We start from the raw sequence: 14,796 nt of genomic DNA, 5'->3' as shown, positions 1-14,796 counted from the left end.
AACGGCTTCACCGCACTCGGCATACCCGAAACTCAAGCCGTGGGATGACTCCGTCGGGGGAAAGGGGAACTCTGACCGTCAGTCAATTTGTGCAACAGAGTCGCGCCATTCCCAAAATGGCATTTGATATTCCAACATAATTTCTGTCATTCTGGAAAGTTTTCCACGCGGTTTCCCATTGGCCGTTCCCTCTTTCCCACGGGGAATCCCCTTCTGGTCGGCCTGTCGCGTGTAATGCGCCGCCTCCTGTACGCTGGCGTGCCCGGTCCAGGCGCCGATCTGGGATGCCGTTGCGCCGGCCTCGGCAAGGGCGGCTGCGCGGGCTTTGCGGAGCCCCGGCGCGGTGCAGTCGTCGGGCAGGCTAGCGGCTGGACGGGGTTCCTCCGGGCGCGTCGTTTCTCAAGGGCGTCGTTTGCCAGGGGTCAGGCTGGGATAGCCGTGGGAAGCCTGGCCGCGACCGCGGCGGCGCGGCCGGGTTCAGGTCGCGACGGATTCGGGCGCGGATTCGAAGGCGCGGGCGATCTCGGCCTCGGGGCAGCCATTGGCCAGCATTGCCGCCAGCAGGATTCGCGCCTGGCCGGGGCGCAGCAGCCGGGCATGGATGGCGCCTGCGCGCCGCATGTCGTGGCCGCCGCCGCCGCCGCCATAGATCGGCGACAGCAGCCCCTCGGGCACCCGGCTGGAGACCACCACCACCACGCCCCGCGCCCTTGCGCGCGCAATGGCGGCGACCAGCGCGGGCGTGGCATTGCCCGATCCCAGCGCCGAGATCACGATGCCCCGCGCCCCGGCGGCCAGGCTGGCCTCGAGATGCAGCCCGTCGCTGCCGGGATGGGCGGCGACGATGTCCACGCGCAGGTCGCCGACCGGGGCGGGCAGGGGGCGGGTGACGGTCGCGCCCTCATCGGCCACGCGGCGAAAGGCGTCCGGCGCGTCCGAGGTGAACTTGTAAAGCCCCCATACCGGCAGCGCCCGGCCGCCAAAGGCCAGCGTCACGCCCCCCGACTGGGGTGCGTGCAGGGCCGTGCGGACGGCATCGGCCAGGTTGCGCGCGCCGTCCGAACGCGGGTGGTCCGAGGCGAATTGCGCCCCCGTGAACACGACCGGCTTGCGCGGAGCGTGCTGCAACTGCACCAGAAGCGCGGTTTCCTCCATCGCATCAGTGCCGTGCAGGGCGATGACGCCGGCGATGCCGGGATCGGCCAGCTGGGCCGCCACCGCATCGCTGATGTGCTGCATGTCGGCCAGCGTCAGGCTGGCTGAATCCTTGGCCAGAACCTCTTGCGGGCGCAGATCGACCGCCATCGGCGGCAGCAGCGCCAGCAGATCCGCCGCCCCCAGGCTGGGGCTGGCGGCGCCGTTCTTGCCCCGGCTGCTGGCGATGGTGCCGCCGGTGGCAAGGACCGCCAGCAGAGGAAATCGTCCGGTTCCGGTCACGACACGAGCCGCATGATTGCGCAATGCCTCCCTTGCAGAACTGCGGTCAGCCGGGCGAACCCGGCTTTCCACGATCTGTCTGACAGCTTGCGATAACCACAGCCGCCGACGGGGTCAAGTCGCCCCGTCGCCTGCGGCCGGCGCAATCTTGCGCATTGGGGCCGAAAGCGGCCGGATCATTGCCGCGGCAGGCCCGAAACCGCAAGATCAGGAATTGGCCGGGCGTTGGCCGATGATCCAGGTCATTGCCTGTTCCACCTCGTCGAGATGGTCGCGCATGGCGGCGCGCGCCTCGGCCTCGGACCCGGCGGCGATCGCCTCGGCGATGCGGCGGTGCTCCAGGTTCGAGGTGACGCGGCGATCGGCCATCAGGTTCACCAGTTCGGACTGCCGCATCAGCGCGTCGCGGGAATCGGTGACGATGCGCGCGAACAGCCGGTTGCGGGCGGCCTCGGCGATCAGGCAGTGGAAATCCGAATCCAGCCGGACCCATTTCAGCGCATCCTCTTGCCGCTCCATGCTGTCGCAAAGCTGCAAGAGCCGGGCCATGTCCTGCTCGCTGCGGCGCAGGGCGGCCCAGCCGGCGGCGGGGATCTCGATGAAGGGGCGGGCCTCGATCAGCTCGCGCGCCGAGTAGTTGCCATAGGCCAGTTCCGGCGCCTGCCGGTCCGAGATCACGAAGCTGCCGCTGCCGCTGCGGCTGCGGGTCAGGCCCAGCGTCTGCAGCGAGCGCATGGCCTCGCGGATGATCGGGCGGCTGACGCCGTAATGCTCGGCCAGCTTGGCCTCGGAAGGCAGCCGGACGCCGACCGGCAAGCGGCCGGCCAGTATCGCGCCTCGCAGATCCTCGAACACCGTCTCGGCGGCGTTTTTCCGACTGACCGGGCTCTTATGGGACAACCAATCAGCCACCTTGTTCATGGCGCCAATGTTGCATGTCAGGCGCACCTGTCAAGACGTGCTGTCCGGGGGAAACCTTCTACCAGTACAGAATGGCGGCACCGAGCAGCCCGGCCAGGCCGGCGATCTGCGCCATGAAAATCAGGTGATAGATCCTCATCCGCGTCGCTCCGCGTTCAGAATCCGGGGAAATCGTTTCCCATCCTGCCGGCGGTTGCGGGTTTTGGGAAGCCGGATTCCGGGCGCGCTGAACATTTATCAACTCCGGCAGGCGCGATCGGCGGGGTTGCACCTGTCGGCGCGGTATGGCAGTCAGGGCCGGCGGCGGCGAACGACCCTTGGCGCGATTCTGCGCCCGCAATCCCCATATCTGGCACTTTCACAGGTTTTCCGATGCGTGATCCCCTGTTCCGCATGGCCCTGCTTCTTGGCCTGCTTTCCGCCGTCGGTCCCTTTGCGATCGACATGTATCTGCCCGCCCTGCCGCAGGTGGCGAGCGACCTTGGCACCACCGAGGCCGGGGCGGCGCTGACCCTGACCTCGTATTTCATCGTCTTCGGCTTTGCGCAGATGATCTATGGTCCCATGGCCGATGCGGTCGGGCGCAAGAAGCCGCTGGTGATCGGGGTGGCGATCTTTCTGGCCGCCACCGTCGCGGCCAGCCTGGCGCCAACCATCGGCTGGCTGATCGCGGCCCGCGCCGTGCAGGGCCTGGGCGCTGCGACGCTGATGGCGGTGCCGCGCGCGGTGATCCGCGACATGGCGACCGGGCCCGCGGCGGCCAAGATGATGGCGGCGATCATGATCGTGATCTCGGTCTCGCCCATGCTGGCGCCGCTGACCGGCTCGGCGGTGATGGCTTGGGGCAGCTGGCGCGAGATCTTCGCCGTGCTGGCCGGCGCCGCCTTGCTGAGCCTGGGGCTGATCCTCTTCGCGCTGCCCGAGACCCTGCCGGCCCATCGGCGCCGGCCGGTGCGGCTGGCGGTCATGACGGCCGGGGCGCGGCGGCTGCTGGCCGACCGGCGCTTCCTGGGGCTGACCATGATCGGCGGATTCGGCATGGCCAGCTTCTTCGTGTTCCTGGCCTCGGCGAGCTTCGTCTATACGCGGCAATACGGGCTCAGCCCGACCGGGTTTTCGCTGGCCTTCGCGGTGAATGCCATCGGCTTCTTCACCGCCTCGCAATTCGCCGGCCGGCTGGCCGAACGCTTTGGGATGGAGCGGGTGATCTCGCTGGCCATCACCGGCTTTGCCGGGCTGTCCCTGGCGCTCACCCTGGTGGTGCTGGCGGGGTTCGACGCGCTGGCGGTGGTCATCGCCGGGTTGTTTCTGGCCAATGCCTGCCTGGGGTTGGTGATGCCCACGGCCATGGTCATGTCGCTGGACCCGCATCCCGACATCGCCGGGCTCGCCTCGTCGCTGGGCGGCACGCTGCAGATGCTGACGGGCGGGCTGATGATCGCCGCGACCGGGCCATTCCTGGACAATACCGCCGCGACCATGGTGCCGGCGATCACGCTTTGCGCGGCCCTGGCCTGGGCGGCGGCCGCGGCCTCGCTGCCGCGGCTGCGGTTGCTGGCCTGAGTTCCCGCCGGGGGGGGGCGCCGCGCTACCCGGCGCGGTCCTGTGCCGACCCCTCGCGGTCCAGCAGCGCGCGCTTGCGCGCCACGCCCCAGCGATAGCCGGACAGCGCGCCGTCGCTGCGCACGACCCGGTGGCAGGGGATGGCGACGGCGATGTCATTGGCGGCGCAGGCGGCGGCCACGGCGCGGCTGGCGCGGGGCGCGCCGATGCGGCGGGCGATTTCCGCATAGCTGGCGGTGCTGCCGGGCGGGATCTGGCGCAAGGCCTGCCAGACCCGCTGCTGGAAGGCGGTGCCGCGGATGTCCAGCGGCAGGTCCAGCCCGATGCCGGGTGCCTCGACGAAGCCGACGACGCGGGCGACCAGCGCCTCGAAGGCGGCATCGCCGCCGATCAGCTCGGCGGCCGGGAAGCGGTCCTGGAAGTCGTGCAACAACGTCTCGGGGTCGTCGCCCATCGCAATGGCGCAGATGCCGCGGCGGCTTTGCGCGACCAGGAGGGCGCCAAGCGCGCATTGCGCCAGCGCAAAGCGGATCTCGGCGCCCGCGCCGCCCTTGCGCCAGGCCGTGGGCGTCATGCCCAGCATCCCGTCCGCGCCTTCATAGAAGCGGCTGTTCGAGCCGAAGCCCGCCTCGTAGATCGCGCCGGTGATGCTGGCGCCCTGGGCCAGCCGGTCGCGCAGCCGGCCGGCGCGATGCGCGGCGGCATAGGCACGCGGCGTCAGCCCGGTCGCGGCCTTGAACTGGCGGTGAAAATGGAACGGGCTCAGCCCCGCGGCATCGGCCAGCGCCTGCAAGCTGGGCGGCGTCTCGGCGCCTTCGATCAGGCGGCAGGCGGCGGCGACCAGCGCGGCATTCGCCTCGGCCGTCGAGGCGCCCCTGGGGTTGCAGCGCCGGCAGGGGCGAAAACCGGCCGCCTCGGCCTCGGCCGGCGAGGCATAGAGGGCGACGTTTCCGGGCTTCGCCCGCCGCGACGGGCACGAGGGGCGACAATAGACGCCGGTGGTGCGTACGGCATAGACGAAGTGGCCGTCCGCCGCCGTGTCGCGCGCCAGCACCTGCTGCCAGCGCGGATCGCTTTCGGTCGGGATCTGGGCACGGTCCATGGCGGGAACCTTTCTGCTGCATGTCCTTTTAGCATATCTAGGCATGGCCGGCGACCGGCGCACTCCGCCGCTTGCGCTCAAATCCGGCCGTCAGGGGATGTTCAGCGCCGTGTCCAGCAGGGTGTTGGGCTGGACCAGCGCCTTCAGCGCGACCGGGTCGGTGATGGTGACGCGCATGCCGTCGATATGCACGCCATGCTCGCGCAGCGCCTTGAAGGCCCGCGACAGGCTTTCCGGCGTCATGCCCAGGTAAGAGGCCAGCAGCCGCTTTTCCTGCGGCAGCACGAAACCCAGCACCCCCCCGGCCTCTTGCGAGCGCTGCCACAGATAGGCGCCCAGCCTTTCGCGGGCATTGCGCAGCTTGAGGTTCTTGGCATGGCGCACCAGGTTTCGATAGCCTTCGGACAGTTCCTGCACCGTGGCCAGGGCAAAGCCATGGTCGCGGGAAAAGGCCGCGCGCACGTCCACGGCCGGGATCAGCACGATGCGCGAGCGTTGCAGGGTGCGCGCCGACATCAGATAGGGCGCATCGCGCATGCAGGCGGCCAGGATGAAGGTGGCGACCGGCTGGACCACGGCCATGGTGGTGTCGCGGTCCTGCCAGTTGGCGTAAAGTTCGACCGCGCCCTCCAGCACGACATGCAGGAAATTCGCTACCTCGCCCTGCCGGATCAGCTCCAGCTGGGCGGGGAAGACCTGGTCGTAGGCGGCATGGATCAGCGCGTCGAAACACGGGCTGGTCATGTTGCGAAACAGCGGCAGGTTGCGGATGTCGTTGCGGTCCTCTTCGCGCATGGGCTGTCCTGTAGGATTGGTCTGAATCGCGGATAATCTGGCAAAAATCTTGATATTTGTCAATCAATGACGGCATATTTGTCATGAAATGACAGGGCAGATGGCGTGTACTGGATTGAGCATGCTCCAATCCTGACGGCGCATAATCGAAAAGCGGGCGGTTTTCGCGTGGCGTCAGGGCAAAGTTGATCCAGATCAAACATTGCTGCCGGGGCCCGTGCTGGGTGAGCGCCAGAAACAATGCGCGAACGTCCCAATCGGAGCATCCGCCATGCCGGACCCAAGTTCCTTTTCCCCGATGCAGCAGCAAAAGGCGCTGTGGCTCAGCACCACCGCCTTCACGCTGTGCTTTGCCGTCTGGACGATCTTTTCCATCATCGGCATCACCATCAAGGAGGAGCTCGGCCTGACCGAGTTCGAATATGGGGTGCTGATCGCCACGCCCATCCTGACCGGATCGCTGGTCCGGCTGATCCTGGGCGTCTGGACCGAACGCTATGGCGGCCGCCTGGTGTTCTCGTTGCAGATGCTGTTCACCGGCCTTGCCACCTGGGCGCTGACCTGGGCCGACAGCTATGCCGGCTTCCTGCTGGCGGCTTTGGGCGTGGGCATGGCGGGCGGCAGCTTCATCATCGGCGTCGCCTATGTCTCGAAATGGTTCCCGGCCCAGCGCCAGGGCACTGCGCTTGGCATCTTCGGCATGGGCAACGTGGGCGCCGCGGTCACGAAGTTCATCGCGCCCTTCATCCTGGTCGCCTGGGGTTGGCAGGCCGTGGCGCAGATCTGGGCGGTGGGCATCGCGCTGATGGGCGTGGTCTTCCTGCTGGTCGCCCGCGACGATCCCGATTTCGAGGCGCGCCGTGCCCAGGGCATCGCCGGGCCGACACTGGCCGAGCAGTTCGCGCCGCTCAAGAAGCTCCAGGTCTGGCGCTTCGCGCTTTACTATTTCTTCGTCTTCGGCGGTTTCGTCGCCCTGGCGCTGTGGCTGCCGCATTACCTGACGCAGGTCTATGGCGTCGATCTGCGGGTCGCGGGCATGGCGGCGGCGGCCTTCAGCCTGTCGGCCAGCATCTTCCGCGCCTATGGCGGCATCCTGTCCGACCGTTTCGGCGCGCGCACGGTGATGTACTGGACCTTCGGCTTCAGCGCGCTGTTCCTGTTCATGCTGTCCTATCCGCCGACCGATTACACCATCCGCGGCAAGGACGGGCTGATCTCGTTCTCGACCGAGATGGGGCTCTGGCCCTTCGTGGTCACGTTGTTTGCGCTGGGCTTCTTCATGAGCCTGGGCAAGGCCGCCATCTTCAAGCACATCCCGGTCTATTATCCGAACCATGTCGGGGCGGTCGGCGGGCTTGTCGGCATGATCGGCGGCTTGGGCGGCTTTGTGCTGCCCATCGTCTTCGGTGCGGCGCTGGACCTGACCGGGATCTGGACCTCGTGCTTTGCCCTGCTTTTGCTGATCGTCGTCGTCTCGATGGCCTGGATGCACCTGTCGATCCGCGCCATGGAGCGCCGTGCCCAGGGCCGGGCCCTGGACCGGCTGCCGAACTTTCCCGAACTGGCCGAGGTGCATGACCCCGAGCGCACGGTGATGCCGCGCGTGCTGGACGACTGGCGCCCCGAGAACCCGACCTTCTGGGCCGAGCAGGGCCGCAGGATCGCCAGGCGCAACCTGTGGATCTCGATCCCCGCCCTGACGCTGGCCTTCGCGGTCTGGATGGTCTGGTCGGTGGTGGTGGCCAAGCTGCCGCTGATCGGCTTCGGCTTCACCCAGGACCAGCTGTTCTGGCTGGCGGCGCTGCCGGCCCTGTCGGGCGCCACGCTGCGCATCTTCTACAGCTTCATGGTGCCGATCTTCGGCGGGCGGCTGTGGACGACGCTGTCCACCGCCTCGCTGCTGATCCCGGCCATGGGCATCGGCTATGCGGTGCAGGATCCCGCGACGCCTTATGTGATCTTCGTGGCGCTGGCGCTGCTGTGCGGGCTGGGGGGCGCGAACTTCGCCTCGTCCATGGCCAATATCAGCTTCTTCTTCCCGAAATCGGAAAAGGGCAACGCCCTGGGGCTGAACGCGGGCCTGGGCAACCTGGGCGTATCGCTGATGCAGTTCCTGGTGCCCATCGTCATCACCATGGGCGTCTTTGGCGCCATGGGCGGCGCGGCGCAGGAGCTTTCGGACGGCAGCCGGCTGTGGATGCAGAACGCGGGCTTCATCTGGGTGCCCTTCATCATCGCCTCGACCATTGCGGCCTGGCTGGGGATGAACGACATCACCGATGCCCGCGCCAGCTTCCGCGAACAGGCGGTGATCTTTACCCGGCTGCACAACTGGGTGATGTGCCTGCTTTACATCGGCACCTTCGGCAGCTTCATCGGCTATTCTGCCGGCTTCCCGCTGCTCATCAAGCTGGCCTTCCCGGACGTCAACGCGCTGCAATTCGTGTTCCTGGGCCCGCTGGTCGGCGCGCTCAGCCGCGCGGGCACGGGCTGGCTTTCCGACCGGGTCGGTGGCGGGCGCGTGACCTTCTGGGTCTTCGCCGGCATGATCGCCTCGGTCGGGCTGGTGATCGTCTCGCTGCAGGCGCTGTCCTTCTGGGGCTTCTTCGCGGGCTTCATGGCGCTGTTCTTCTTTACCGGGGTCGGCAATTCCTCGACCTTCCAGATGATCCCGGTGATCATGCGCAAGGAAGTCGCCCGGCTTGAGCCGCAGCTGTCCCCCGAGGATCGCCGCCGCCAGTCCGACCGCGAATCCGCCGCGATCATCGCATTCACCAGCGCGATCGGTGCCTATGGCGGCTTCTTCATCCCCAAGGCCTATGGCAGTTCGATCGCCCTGACCGGATCGGCGATCGGCGCGCTCTGGGCCTTCCTGGGCTTCTACGTGCTCTGCCTTGCCGTGACCTGGGTGTTCTACACCCGTCCGGGCGGCCTTCTGCACGACATCGAACGCGGCCGCGCCTCTGCCGGCGCCGCCTCCCCTGCCTGACATAGGAGACAGCCATGAGCCATCTGCTGGACCGCCTGAACTTCCTGAAATCCACCCGCAAGGACGTGTTTTCGGAAGGGCATGGCCAGACCACGACCGAGAACCGCGACTGGGAGGACACCTATCGCTCGCGCTGGCGCCACGACAAGATCGTGCGCTCGACTCATGGGGTGAACTGCACCGGCTCCTGCTCCTGGAAGATCTATGTCAAGTCCGGCATTGTCACCTGGGAAACCCAGCAGACCGACTATCCCCGCACCCGGCCCGACCTGCCCAATCACGAGCCGCGCGGCTGTGCGCGCGGCGCCTCCTACAGCTGGTATCTCTATTCCGCCAACCGGGTGAAGACGCCGCTGATCCGCGGCCGGCTGATGAAGCTCTGGCGCGAAAAGCGCAAGACCATGACGCCGATCCAGGCCTGGAGCGCGATCCAGGCCGACCCCGCGGCGCGCGAAAGCTATACCCGCATCCGCGGCAAGGGCGGTTTCGTGCGCGCGACCTGGGACGAGGCGACCGAGATCGTGGCCGCCGCCAATGCCTATACGGCCCAAAAATATGGCCCCGACCGGGTCTTCGGCTTCTCGCCGATCCCGGCCATGTCGATGGTCTCCTATGCCGCCGGCACGCGCTACCTGTCGCTTCTGGGCGGCACCTGCATGTCCTTTTACGACTGGTATTGCGACCTGCCGCCGGCCAGCCCGCAGACCTGGGGCGAACAGACCGACGTGCCGGAATCGGCCGACTGGTATAACGCGGGCTACCTGCTGCTCTGGGGCTCGAACGTGCCGCAGACCCGCACGCCCGACGCGCATTTCTATACTGAGGCGCGCTATCGCGGCACCAAATCGGCGGTGATCTGCCCCGACTATTCCGAGGCGGCCAAGTTCGGCGACATCTGGCTGAACGCCAAGCAGGGCACCGACGCGGCGCTGGGCATGGCCTTCGGCCATGTCATCCTGCGCGAATTCCACCTGGATCGTCAGGCCGAGTATTTCGAGGATTACTGCCGGCGCTATTCCGACATGCCGATGCTGGTGCGGCTGGAGGAACAGGACGGCCGCCTGATCCCCGGCCGCCAGCTGCGTGCCAGCGATTTCGACGGCGCGCTGGACCAGGCCAACAACCCGGAATGGAAGACGGTCGCCATCGACGACTTGACCGGCCGCATCGTGGTTCCGAACGGTTCGGTCGGTTTCCGCTGGGGCGAGGAGGGGCGCTGGAACCTGGAGCAGAAGGCGGGCGAGGACGAGGTCCGGCTGAAGATGAGCCTGATCCTGGACGAGGATCGCGACGATGTGGTCGGCGTCGACTTCCCCTATTTCGGCGGCGCCGCGACCAATGGCTTCGCCGTCGACGACCGCGGCGCGGTGCTGACCCGCAACGTGCCGGTCAAGCGGCTGACCCTCGCCAATGGCGAGCAGGCGCTGGTCGCCACGGTCTTCGACCTCATCTGCGCCAATTACAGCCTGGACCGCGGTCTGGGCGGCGAGAACGTCGCCCGCGACTATGACGCCGACGTGCCCTTCACCCCCGCCTGGGCCGAGCGCATCACCGGCGTGCGCCGCGACAAGATCATCCAGGTGGCGCGGGAGTTTGCCGCCAATGCCGAAAAGACCAACGGGCGGTCGATGGTCATCATCGGCGCGGCGATGAACCATTGGTTCCACATGGACATGAACTATCGCGCCGTCATCAACATGCTGGTGATGTGCGGCTGCGTCGGCCAGTCGGGCGGCGGCTGGGCGCATTACGTCGGCCAGGAAAAGCTGCGCCCGCAGACCGGCTGGACGGCGCTGGCCTTCGCGCTGGACTGGGCGCGCCCGCCGCGGCACATGAACGCCACCTCGGCCTGGTATGCCCATACCGACCAATGGCGCTACGAGACGGTGAGCGCGCAAGAGATCCTGTCGCCGACCGCGCCGGCGGGCGACTGGAACCGGCTCAGCCTGATCGACTACAACATCCGTGCCGAGCGGATGGGCTGGCTGCCCTCGGCCCCGCAGCTGAAGACCAACCCGCTGGAGGTCGGCCGGGCCGCCAAGGCCGAAGGCATCGCCGCCAAGGATTACGTCGCGCGCGAACTGCAATCCGGCGGCTTGCAGATGTCCTGCGAAGACCCGGATGCGCCCGAGAACTGGCCGCGCAACCTGTTCGTCTGGCGCTCGAACCTGCTCGGCTCCTCGGGCAAGGGGCATGAATATTTCCTCAAGCACCTCCTGGGCACCGATCACGGCGTGCAGGGCAAGGATCTGGGCCAGGAGGGCCGGCAGAAGCCGGTCGAGGCCGCCTGGCACGACCAGGCGCCCGAGGGCAAGCTGGACCTGCTGGTGACGATCGACTTCCGCATGTCCACCACCGCCGTCTATGCCGACATCGTCCTGCCGACCGCCAGTTGGTACGAAAAGGACGACATGAACACGTCGGACATGCATCCGTTCATCCACCCGCTGCAGGCGGCGGTGGACCCGGCCTATGAGTCCAGGACCGACTGGGAGATCTTCAAGTCCATCGCCCGCAAGTTCTCGGAAATCGCGCCCGAGGTGCTGGGGGTCGAGACCGACGTGGTGCAGCTGCCCTTGCAGCATGACAGCGCCGGCGAGATCGCCCAGCCCTTCGTGCAGGACTGGAAGCGGGGCGAATGCGAGCTGATCCCCGGCAAGACCGCGCCGGCCTATATCGAGATCGAGCGCGACTATCCCAACCTCTACAAGCGCTTCACCGCGCTGGGTCCGCTGATGGAAAAGCTGGGCAATGGCGGCAAGGGCATTTCCTGGGACACCAAGGACGAGGTGCATCACCTGCAAGCCCTGAACGGCCGCGTGACCGAGGAGGGCGCGACCAAGGGCATGGCGCGGATCGAGACGGCGATCGACGCCGCCGAGGTGGTGCTGATGCTGGCCCCCGAGACCAATGGCGAGGTGGCGGTCAAGGCCTGGGAGGCGCTTGGCAAGGCCACTGGCCGCGACCACAAGCACCTGGCCGAGGTCAAGGAGGACGAGAAGATCCGCTTCCGCGACATTGCCGCCCAGCCGAGGAAGATCATCTCCTCGCCCACCTGGTCGGGCATCGAAAGCGAGGAGGTCTGCTATAACGCCGGCTGGACCAACGTGCATGAGCTGATCCCGTGGCGCACCGTCTCGGGCCGCCAGCAGCTTTACCAGGACCACGAATGGATGCGCGCCTTCGGCGAGGCCCTTGTGACCTGGCGCCCGCCCGTCGACCTGAAGACCGTCGGCGCGGATGCGAGGAAGTCGCTGGCCGCGGGCGAAAAGCACGTGGTGCTGAACTTCATCACCCCGCACCAGAAATGGGGCATCCATTCCACCTATACCGACAACCTGCTGATGCTGACGCTGAACCGCGGCGGCCCGGTGGTGTGGATCTCGGAAATCGACGCCCGGAAGGCCGGGCTGGTCGACAATGACTGGGTCGAGGTCTTCAACAGCAATGGCGTCATCACCGCCCGCGCGGTGGTCAGCCAGCGCATGAAGGAAGGCAGCATGTTCATGTATCACGCCCAGGAAAAGATCGTGAACACGCCCGGCAGCCAGATCACCAACCTGCGCGGCGGCATCCACAACTCGGTGACGCGCATCGTGCCCAAGCCCACCCATATGATCGGCGGCTATGCGCAGCTGGCCTACGGCTTCAACTATTACGGCACCGTGGGCGCCAACCGGGACGAATTCGTCATCGTCCGCAAGATGAACAAGGTCGACTGGCTCGACCAACCCCTGGAAACGGGGCCCGCAACCCAAGCGACGGAGGCAGCGGAATGAAAGTGCGTGCGCAAATCGGCATGGTGCTGAACCTGGACAAGTGTATCGGCTGCCATACCTGCTCGGTGACGTGCAAGAACGTCTGGACCTCGCGCGAGGGGGTCGAATACGCTTGGTTCAACAACGTCGAGACCAAGCCCGGCATCGGCTATCCCAAGGATTGGGAAAACCAGAGGCGCTGGAACGGCGGCTGGGTGCGGACCCGCTCGGGCCATCTGCGGCCCAAGCAGGGCGGCAAGTGGCGCATCCTGGCCAATATCTTCGCCAACCCCGACCTGCCCGAGATCGACGATTTCTACGAGCCCTTCGATTTCGACTATGACCATCTGAAATCGGCGCCCGAGATGCAGGCCTTCCCGACCGCAAGGCCGCGATCCAAGATCTCGGGCGAGCGGATGGAAAAGATCGAATGGGGCCCGAACTGGGAGGAGATCCTGGGCGGCGAGTTCGAGAAACGCAGCAAGGACTATAACTTCGAGGGCATCCAGAAGGACATCTACGGCGAATACGAAAACACCTTCATGATGTATCTGCCGCGGCTGTGCGAGCATTGCCTCAACCCGGCCTGCGTTGCCTCCTGTCCCTCGGGCGCGATCTACAAGCGCGAAGAGGACGGGGTGGTGCTGATCGACCAGGACAAGTGCCGGGGCTGGCGGATGTGTGTCTCGGGCTGCCCCTACAAGAAGATCTATTACAACTGGTCCACCGGGAAGTCGGAGAAATGCATCCTGTGCTATCCGCGCCTTGAATCGGGCCAGCCCACGGTCTGCTCGGAAACCTGCGTCGGGCGCATCCGCTACCTGGGCGTGATGCTTTACGATGCCGACAAGATCGCCGAGGCCGCGGCGGCGGAATCGGAAATGGACCTCTACGACGCGCAGCTGGGCGTCTTCCTGGACCCCAACGATCCCGAGGTGATCGCCGCCGCCCGCGCCGAGGGCGTGCCCGAGGACTGGATCAAAGGCGCGCAGAAATCGCCGATCTGGAAGATGGCGATGGAATGGAAGATCGCCTTCCCGTTGCACCCGGAATACCGCACCCTGCCGATGGTCTGGTATGTGCCGCCGCTGTCGCCGATCCAGAACGCCGCCGAGGCGGGCAAGATCGCGGCCCAGGACGACATGCCCGACGTGCGCAGCCTGCGCATCCCGCTGCGCTATCTGGCCAACATGCTGACCGCCGGGGACGAGGCGCCGGTGGCCGCCGCGCTGGAGCGGATGCTGGCCATGCGCAGCTACATGCGTTCCAAGACGCTGGACGGGGTGGTGAACCTGGGCGTCGCCAAGCGCGTCGGCCTGACGCCGCAGCAGATCGACGAGATGTATCAGCTGCTGGCCATCGCCAATTACGAGGACCGTTTCGTCATCCCGACCACGCATCGCGAGATCGTCGAGGACGCCTATGACCTGCGCGGCGGCTGCGGCTTTACCGACGGGCACGGCTGTTCATCGGGCGACACGCCGTCGCTCTTTGGCGGCAAGAAATTCCGCAGCCCGCAGGAGTTCATCGCATGAAAAGCTTCCGAGCCCTTTCCGCGCTGCTGTCCTATCCCAACGAGGAGCTGATCGCCGCGCTGCCCGAAATCGACGCGGTGCTGCAAGCCGAGGGGCTGCTTGGCCCCAAGCGCATGGAGGAAATCCGCCGCCTGCTGCAGGAATTGCGCCAGGGCGACCTCTACGACCTTCAGGAACGCTATGTGCTGCTGTTCGACCGTTCGCGCAGCCTGTCGCTGAACCTGTTCGAGCATGTGCATGGCGAAAGCCGCGACCGCGGCGGCGCCATGGTCGATCTTCTGGAAACCTATCGCGCCGGCGGCTTCGACCTGGTCGGGTCGGAACTGCCCGACCACCTGCCGGTGCTGCTGGAATACCTGTCCACCCGGCCCCTGGCCGAGGCCGAGGCGCTTCTGGCCGATGCCTCGCACATCCTGGTCGCGCTGGCCGAGCGGCTGACGCGGCGCGAGACGGCCTATGCCGGCGTGCTCAGCGCGCTGGTGGCGCTGGTGGTGACCGAGCCGGCCGAGCTGCCCGAGGAACTGGCCGCCGTCCCCGACGACGATCCCGAGGATCTGGCGGCGCTCGATGCCGTCTGGGAAGAGGCGCAGGTCACGTTCGGCCCCGACCCCAATGCCGGCTGCCCGGTCAGCCGCGACATCCTTGCCCGCATGGACGCCCCGCGCGTCGCGAACCCGGCGCAATGAGGAGGCGCAG

At 66.9% G+C, this 14,796-nt stretch carries 9 protein-coding genes; 5 read left to right on the top strand and 4 right to left on the bottom strand.

Going from position 1 to position 14,796, the window contains the following annotated elements; genetic code table 11:
* Positions 1-477 precede the first annotated feature (477 nt).
* Both ACDP63_RS19240 and ACDP63_RS19235 read right to left on the bottom strand, forming a co-directional pair.
* Entirely contained in the window at positions 478-1,437 is a 960-nt protein-coding gene (locus tag ACDP63_RS19240) for an asparaginase domain-containing protein (protein WP_024842627.1), read from the bottom strand.
* 207 nt (positions 1,438-1,644) lie between these two features.
* The gene (locus ACDP63_RS19235; RefSeq protein WP_409928480.1) at positions 1,645-2,337 is read right to left on the bottom strand and encodes a FadR/GntR family transcriptional regulator; all 693 of its coding nucleotides are present in this window, start codon (positions 2,335-2,337) and stop codon (positions 1,645-1,647) included.
* Positions 2,338-2,730: 393 nt separating this feature from the next.
* Between ACDP63_RS19235 and ACDP63_RS19230 the strand changes: the two genes are divergently transcribed.
* Entirely contained in the window at positions 2,731-3,921 is a 1,191-nt protein-coding gene (locus ACDP63_RS19230; RefSeq protein WP_024842629.1) for a multidrug effflux MFS transporter, read from the top strand.
* Positions 3,922-3,946: 25 nt separating this feature from the next.
* Here the strand turns inward: ACDP63_RS19230 and ada are convergent, their stop codons facing one another.
* Positions 3,947-5,023, bottom strand: coding sequence for a bifunctional DNA-binding transcriptional regulator/O6-methylguanine-DNA methyltransferase Ada (gene ada, locus ACDP63_RS19225; RefSeq protein WP_024842630.1), 1,077 nt, complete (start codon positions 5,021-5,023; stop codon positions 3,947-3,949).
* A gap of 90 nt (positions 5,024-5,113) precedes the next feature.
* Entirely contained in the window at positions 5,114-5,818 is a 705-nt protein-coding gene (locus ACDP63_RS19220) for a helix-turn-helix domain-containing protein (protein WP_024842631.1), read from the bottom strand.
* 271 nt (positions 5,819-6,089) lie between these two features.
* Here ACDP63_RS19220 and ACDP63_RS19215 point away from each other — a divergent pair, with 271 nt between their 5' ends.
* The 4 genes from ACDP63_RS19215 to narJ are packed head-to-tail and all read left to right on the top strand — an operon-like array spanning position 6,090 to position 14,786.
* The gene (locus ACDP63_RS19215; RefSeq protein WP_024842632.1) at positions 6,090-8,807 is read left to right on the top strand and encodes a nitrate/nitrite transporter; all 2,718 of its coding nucleotides are present in this window, start codon (positions 6,090-6,092) and stop codon (positions 8,805-8,807) included.
* 14 nt (positions 8,808-8,821) lie between these two features.
* A complete protein-coding gene (locus ACDP63_RS19210) occupies positions 8,822-12,586 on the top strand; it encodes a nitrate reductase subunit alpha (protein ID WP_024842633.1) in 3,765 nt (1,254 codons plus the stop codon).
* On the top strand, positions 12,583-14,100 hold the full coding sequence (narH, locus tag ACDP63_RS19205; RefSeq protein ID WP_024842634.1) for a nitrate reductase subunit beta: 1,518 nt from the start codon (positions 12,583-12,585) through the stop codon (positions 14,098-14,100). Before ACDP63_RS19210 ends, narH begins: the two co-directional genes overlap by 4 nt.
* Entirely contained in the window at positions 14,097-14,786 is a 690-nt protein-coding gene (narJ, locus tag ACDP63_RS19200; protein WP_024842635.1) for a nitrate reductase molybdenum cofactor assembly chaperone, read from the top strand. Before narH ends, narJ begins: the two co-directional genes overlap by 4 nt.
* Positions 14,787-14,796: the final 10 nt, after the last annotated feature.

The sequence above is a fragment of the Paracoccus sp. P2 genome, assembly GCF_046335115.1.
GTDB classification, from domain to species: domain Bacteria; phylum Pseudomonadota; class Alphaproteobacteria; order Rhodobacterales; family Rhodobacteraceae; genus Paracoccus; species Paracoccus pantotrophus.
This window is presented reverse-complemented; position numbering and strand designations above follow the sequence as displayed.

Excerpts from the sequence above, each read along its gene's own strand:
- ada (WP_024842630.1), bottom strand. The coding sequence starts at position 5,023 with ATGGACCGTGCCCAGATCCCGACCGAAAGCGATCCGCGCTGGCAGCAG.
- narJ (WP_024842635.1), top strand. The coding sequence starts at position 14,097 with ATGAAAAGCTTCCGAGCCCTTTCCGCGCTGCTGTCCTATCCCAACGAG.
- ACDP63_RS19220 (WP_024842631.1), bottom strand. The coding sequence starts at position 5,818 with ATGCGCGAAGAGGACCGCAACGACATCCGCAACCTGCCGCTGTTTCGC.
- ACDP63_RS19215 (WP_024842632.1), top strand. The coding sequence starts at position 6,090 with ATGCCGGACCCAAGTTCCTTTTCCCCGATGCAGCAGCAAAAGGCGCTG.
- ACDP63_RS19210 (WP_024842633.1), top strand. The coding sequence starts at position 8,822 with ATGAGCCATCTGCTGGACCGCCTGAACTTCCTGAAATCCACCCGCAAG.
- ACDP63_RS19230 (WP_024842629.1), top strand. The coding sequence starts at position 2,731 with ATGCGTGATCCCCTGTTCCGCATGGCCCTGCTTCTTGGCCTGCTTTCC.
- narH (WP_024842634.1), top strand. The coding sequence starts at position 12,583 with ATGAAAGTGCGTGCGCAAATCGGCATGGTGCTGAACCTGGACAAGTGT.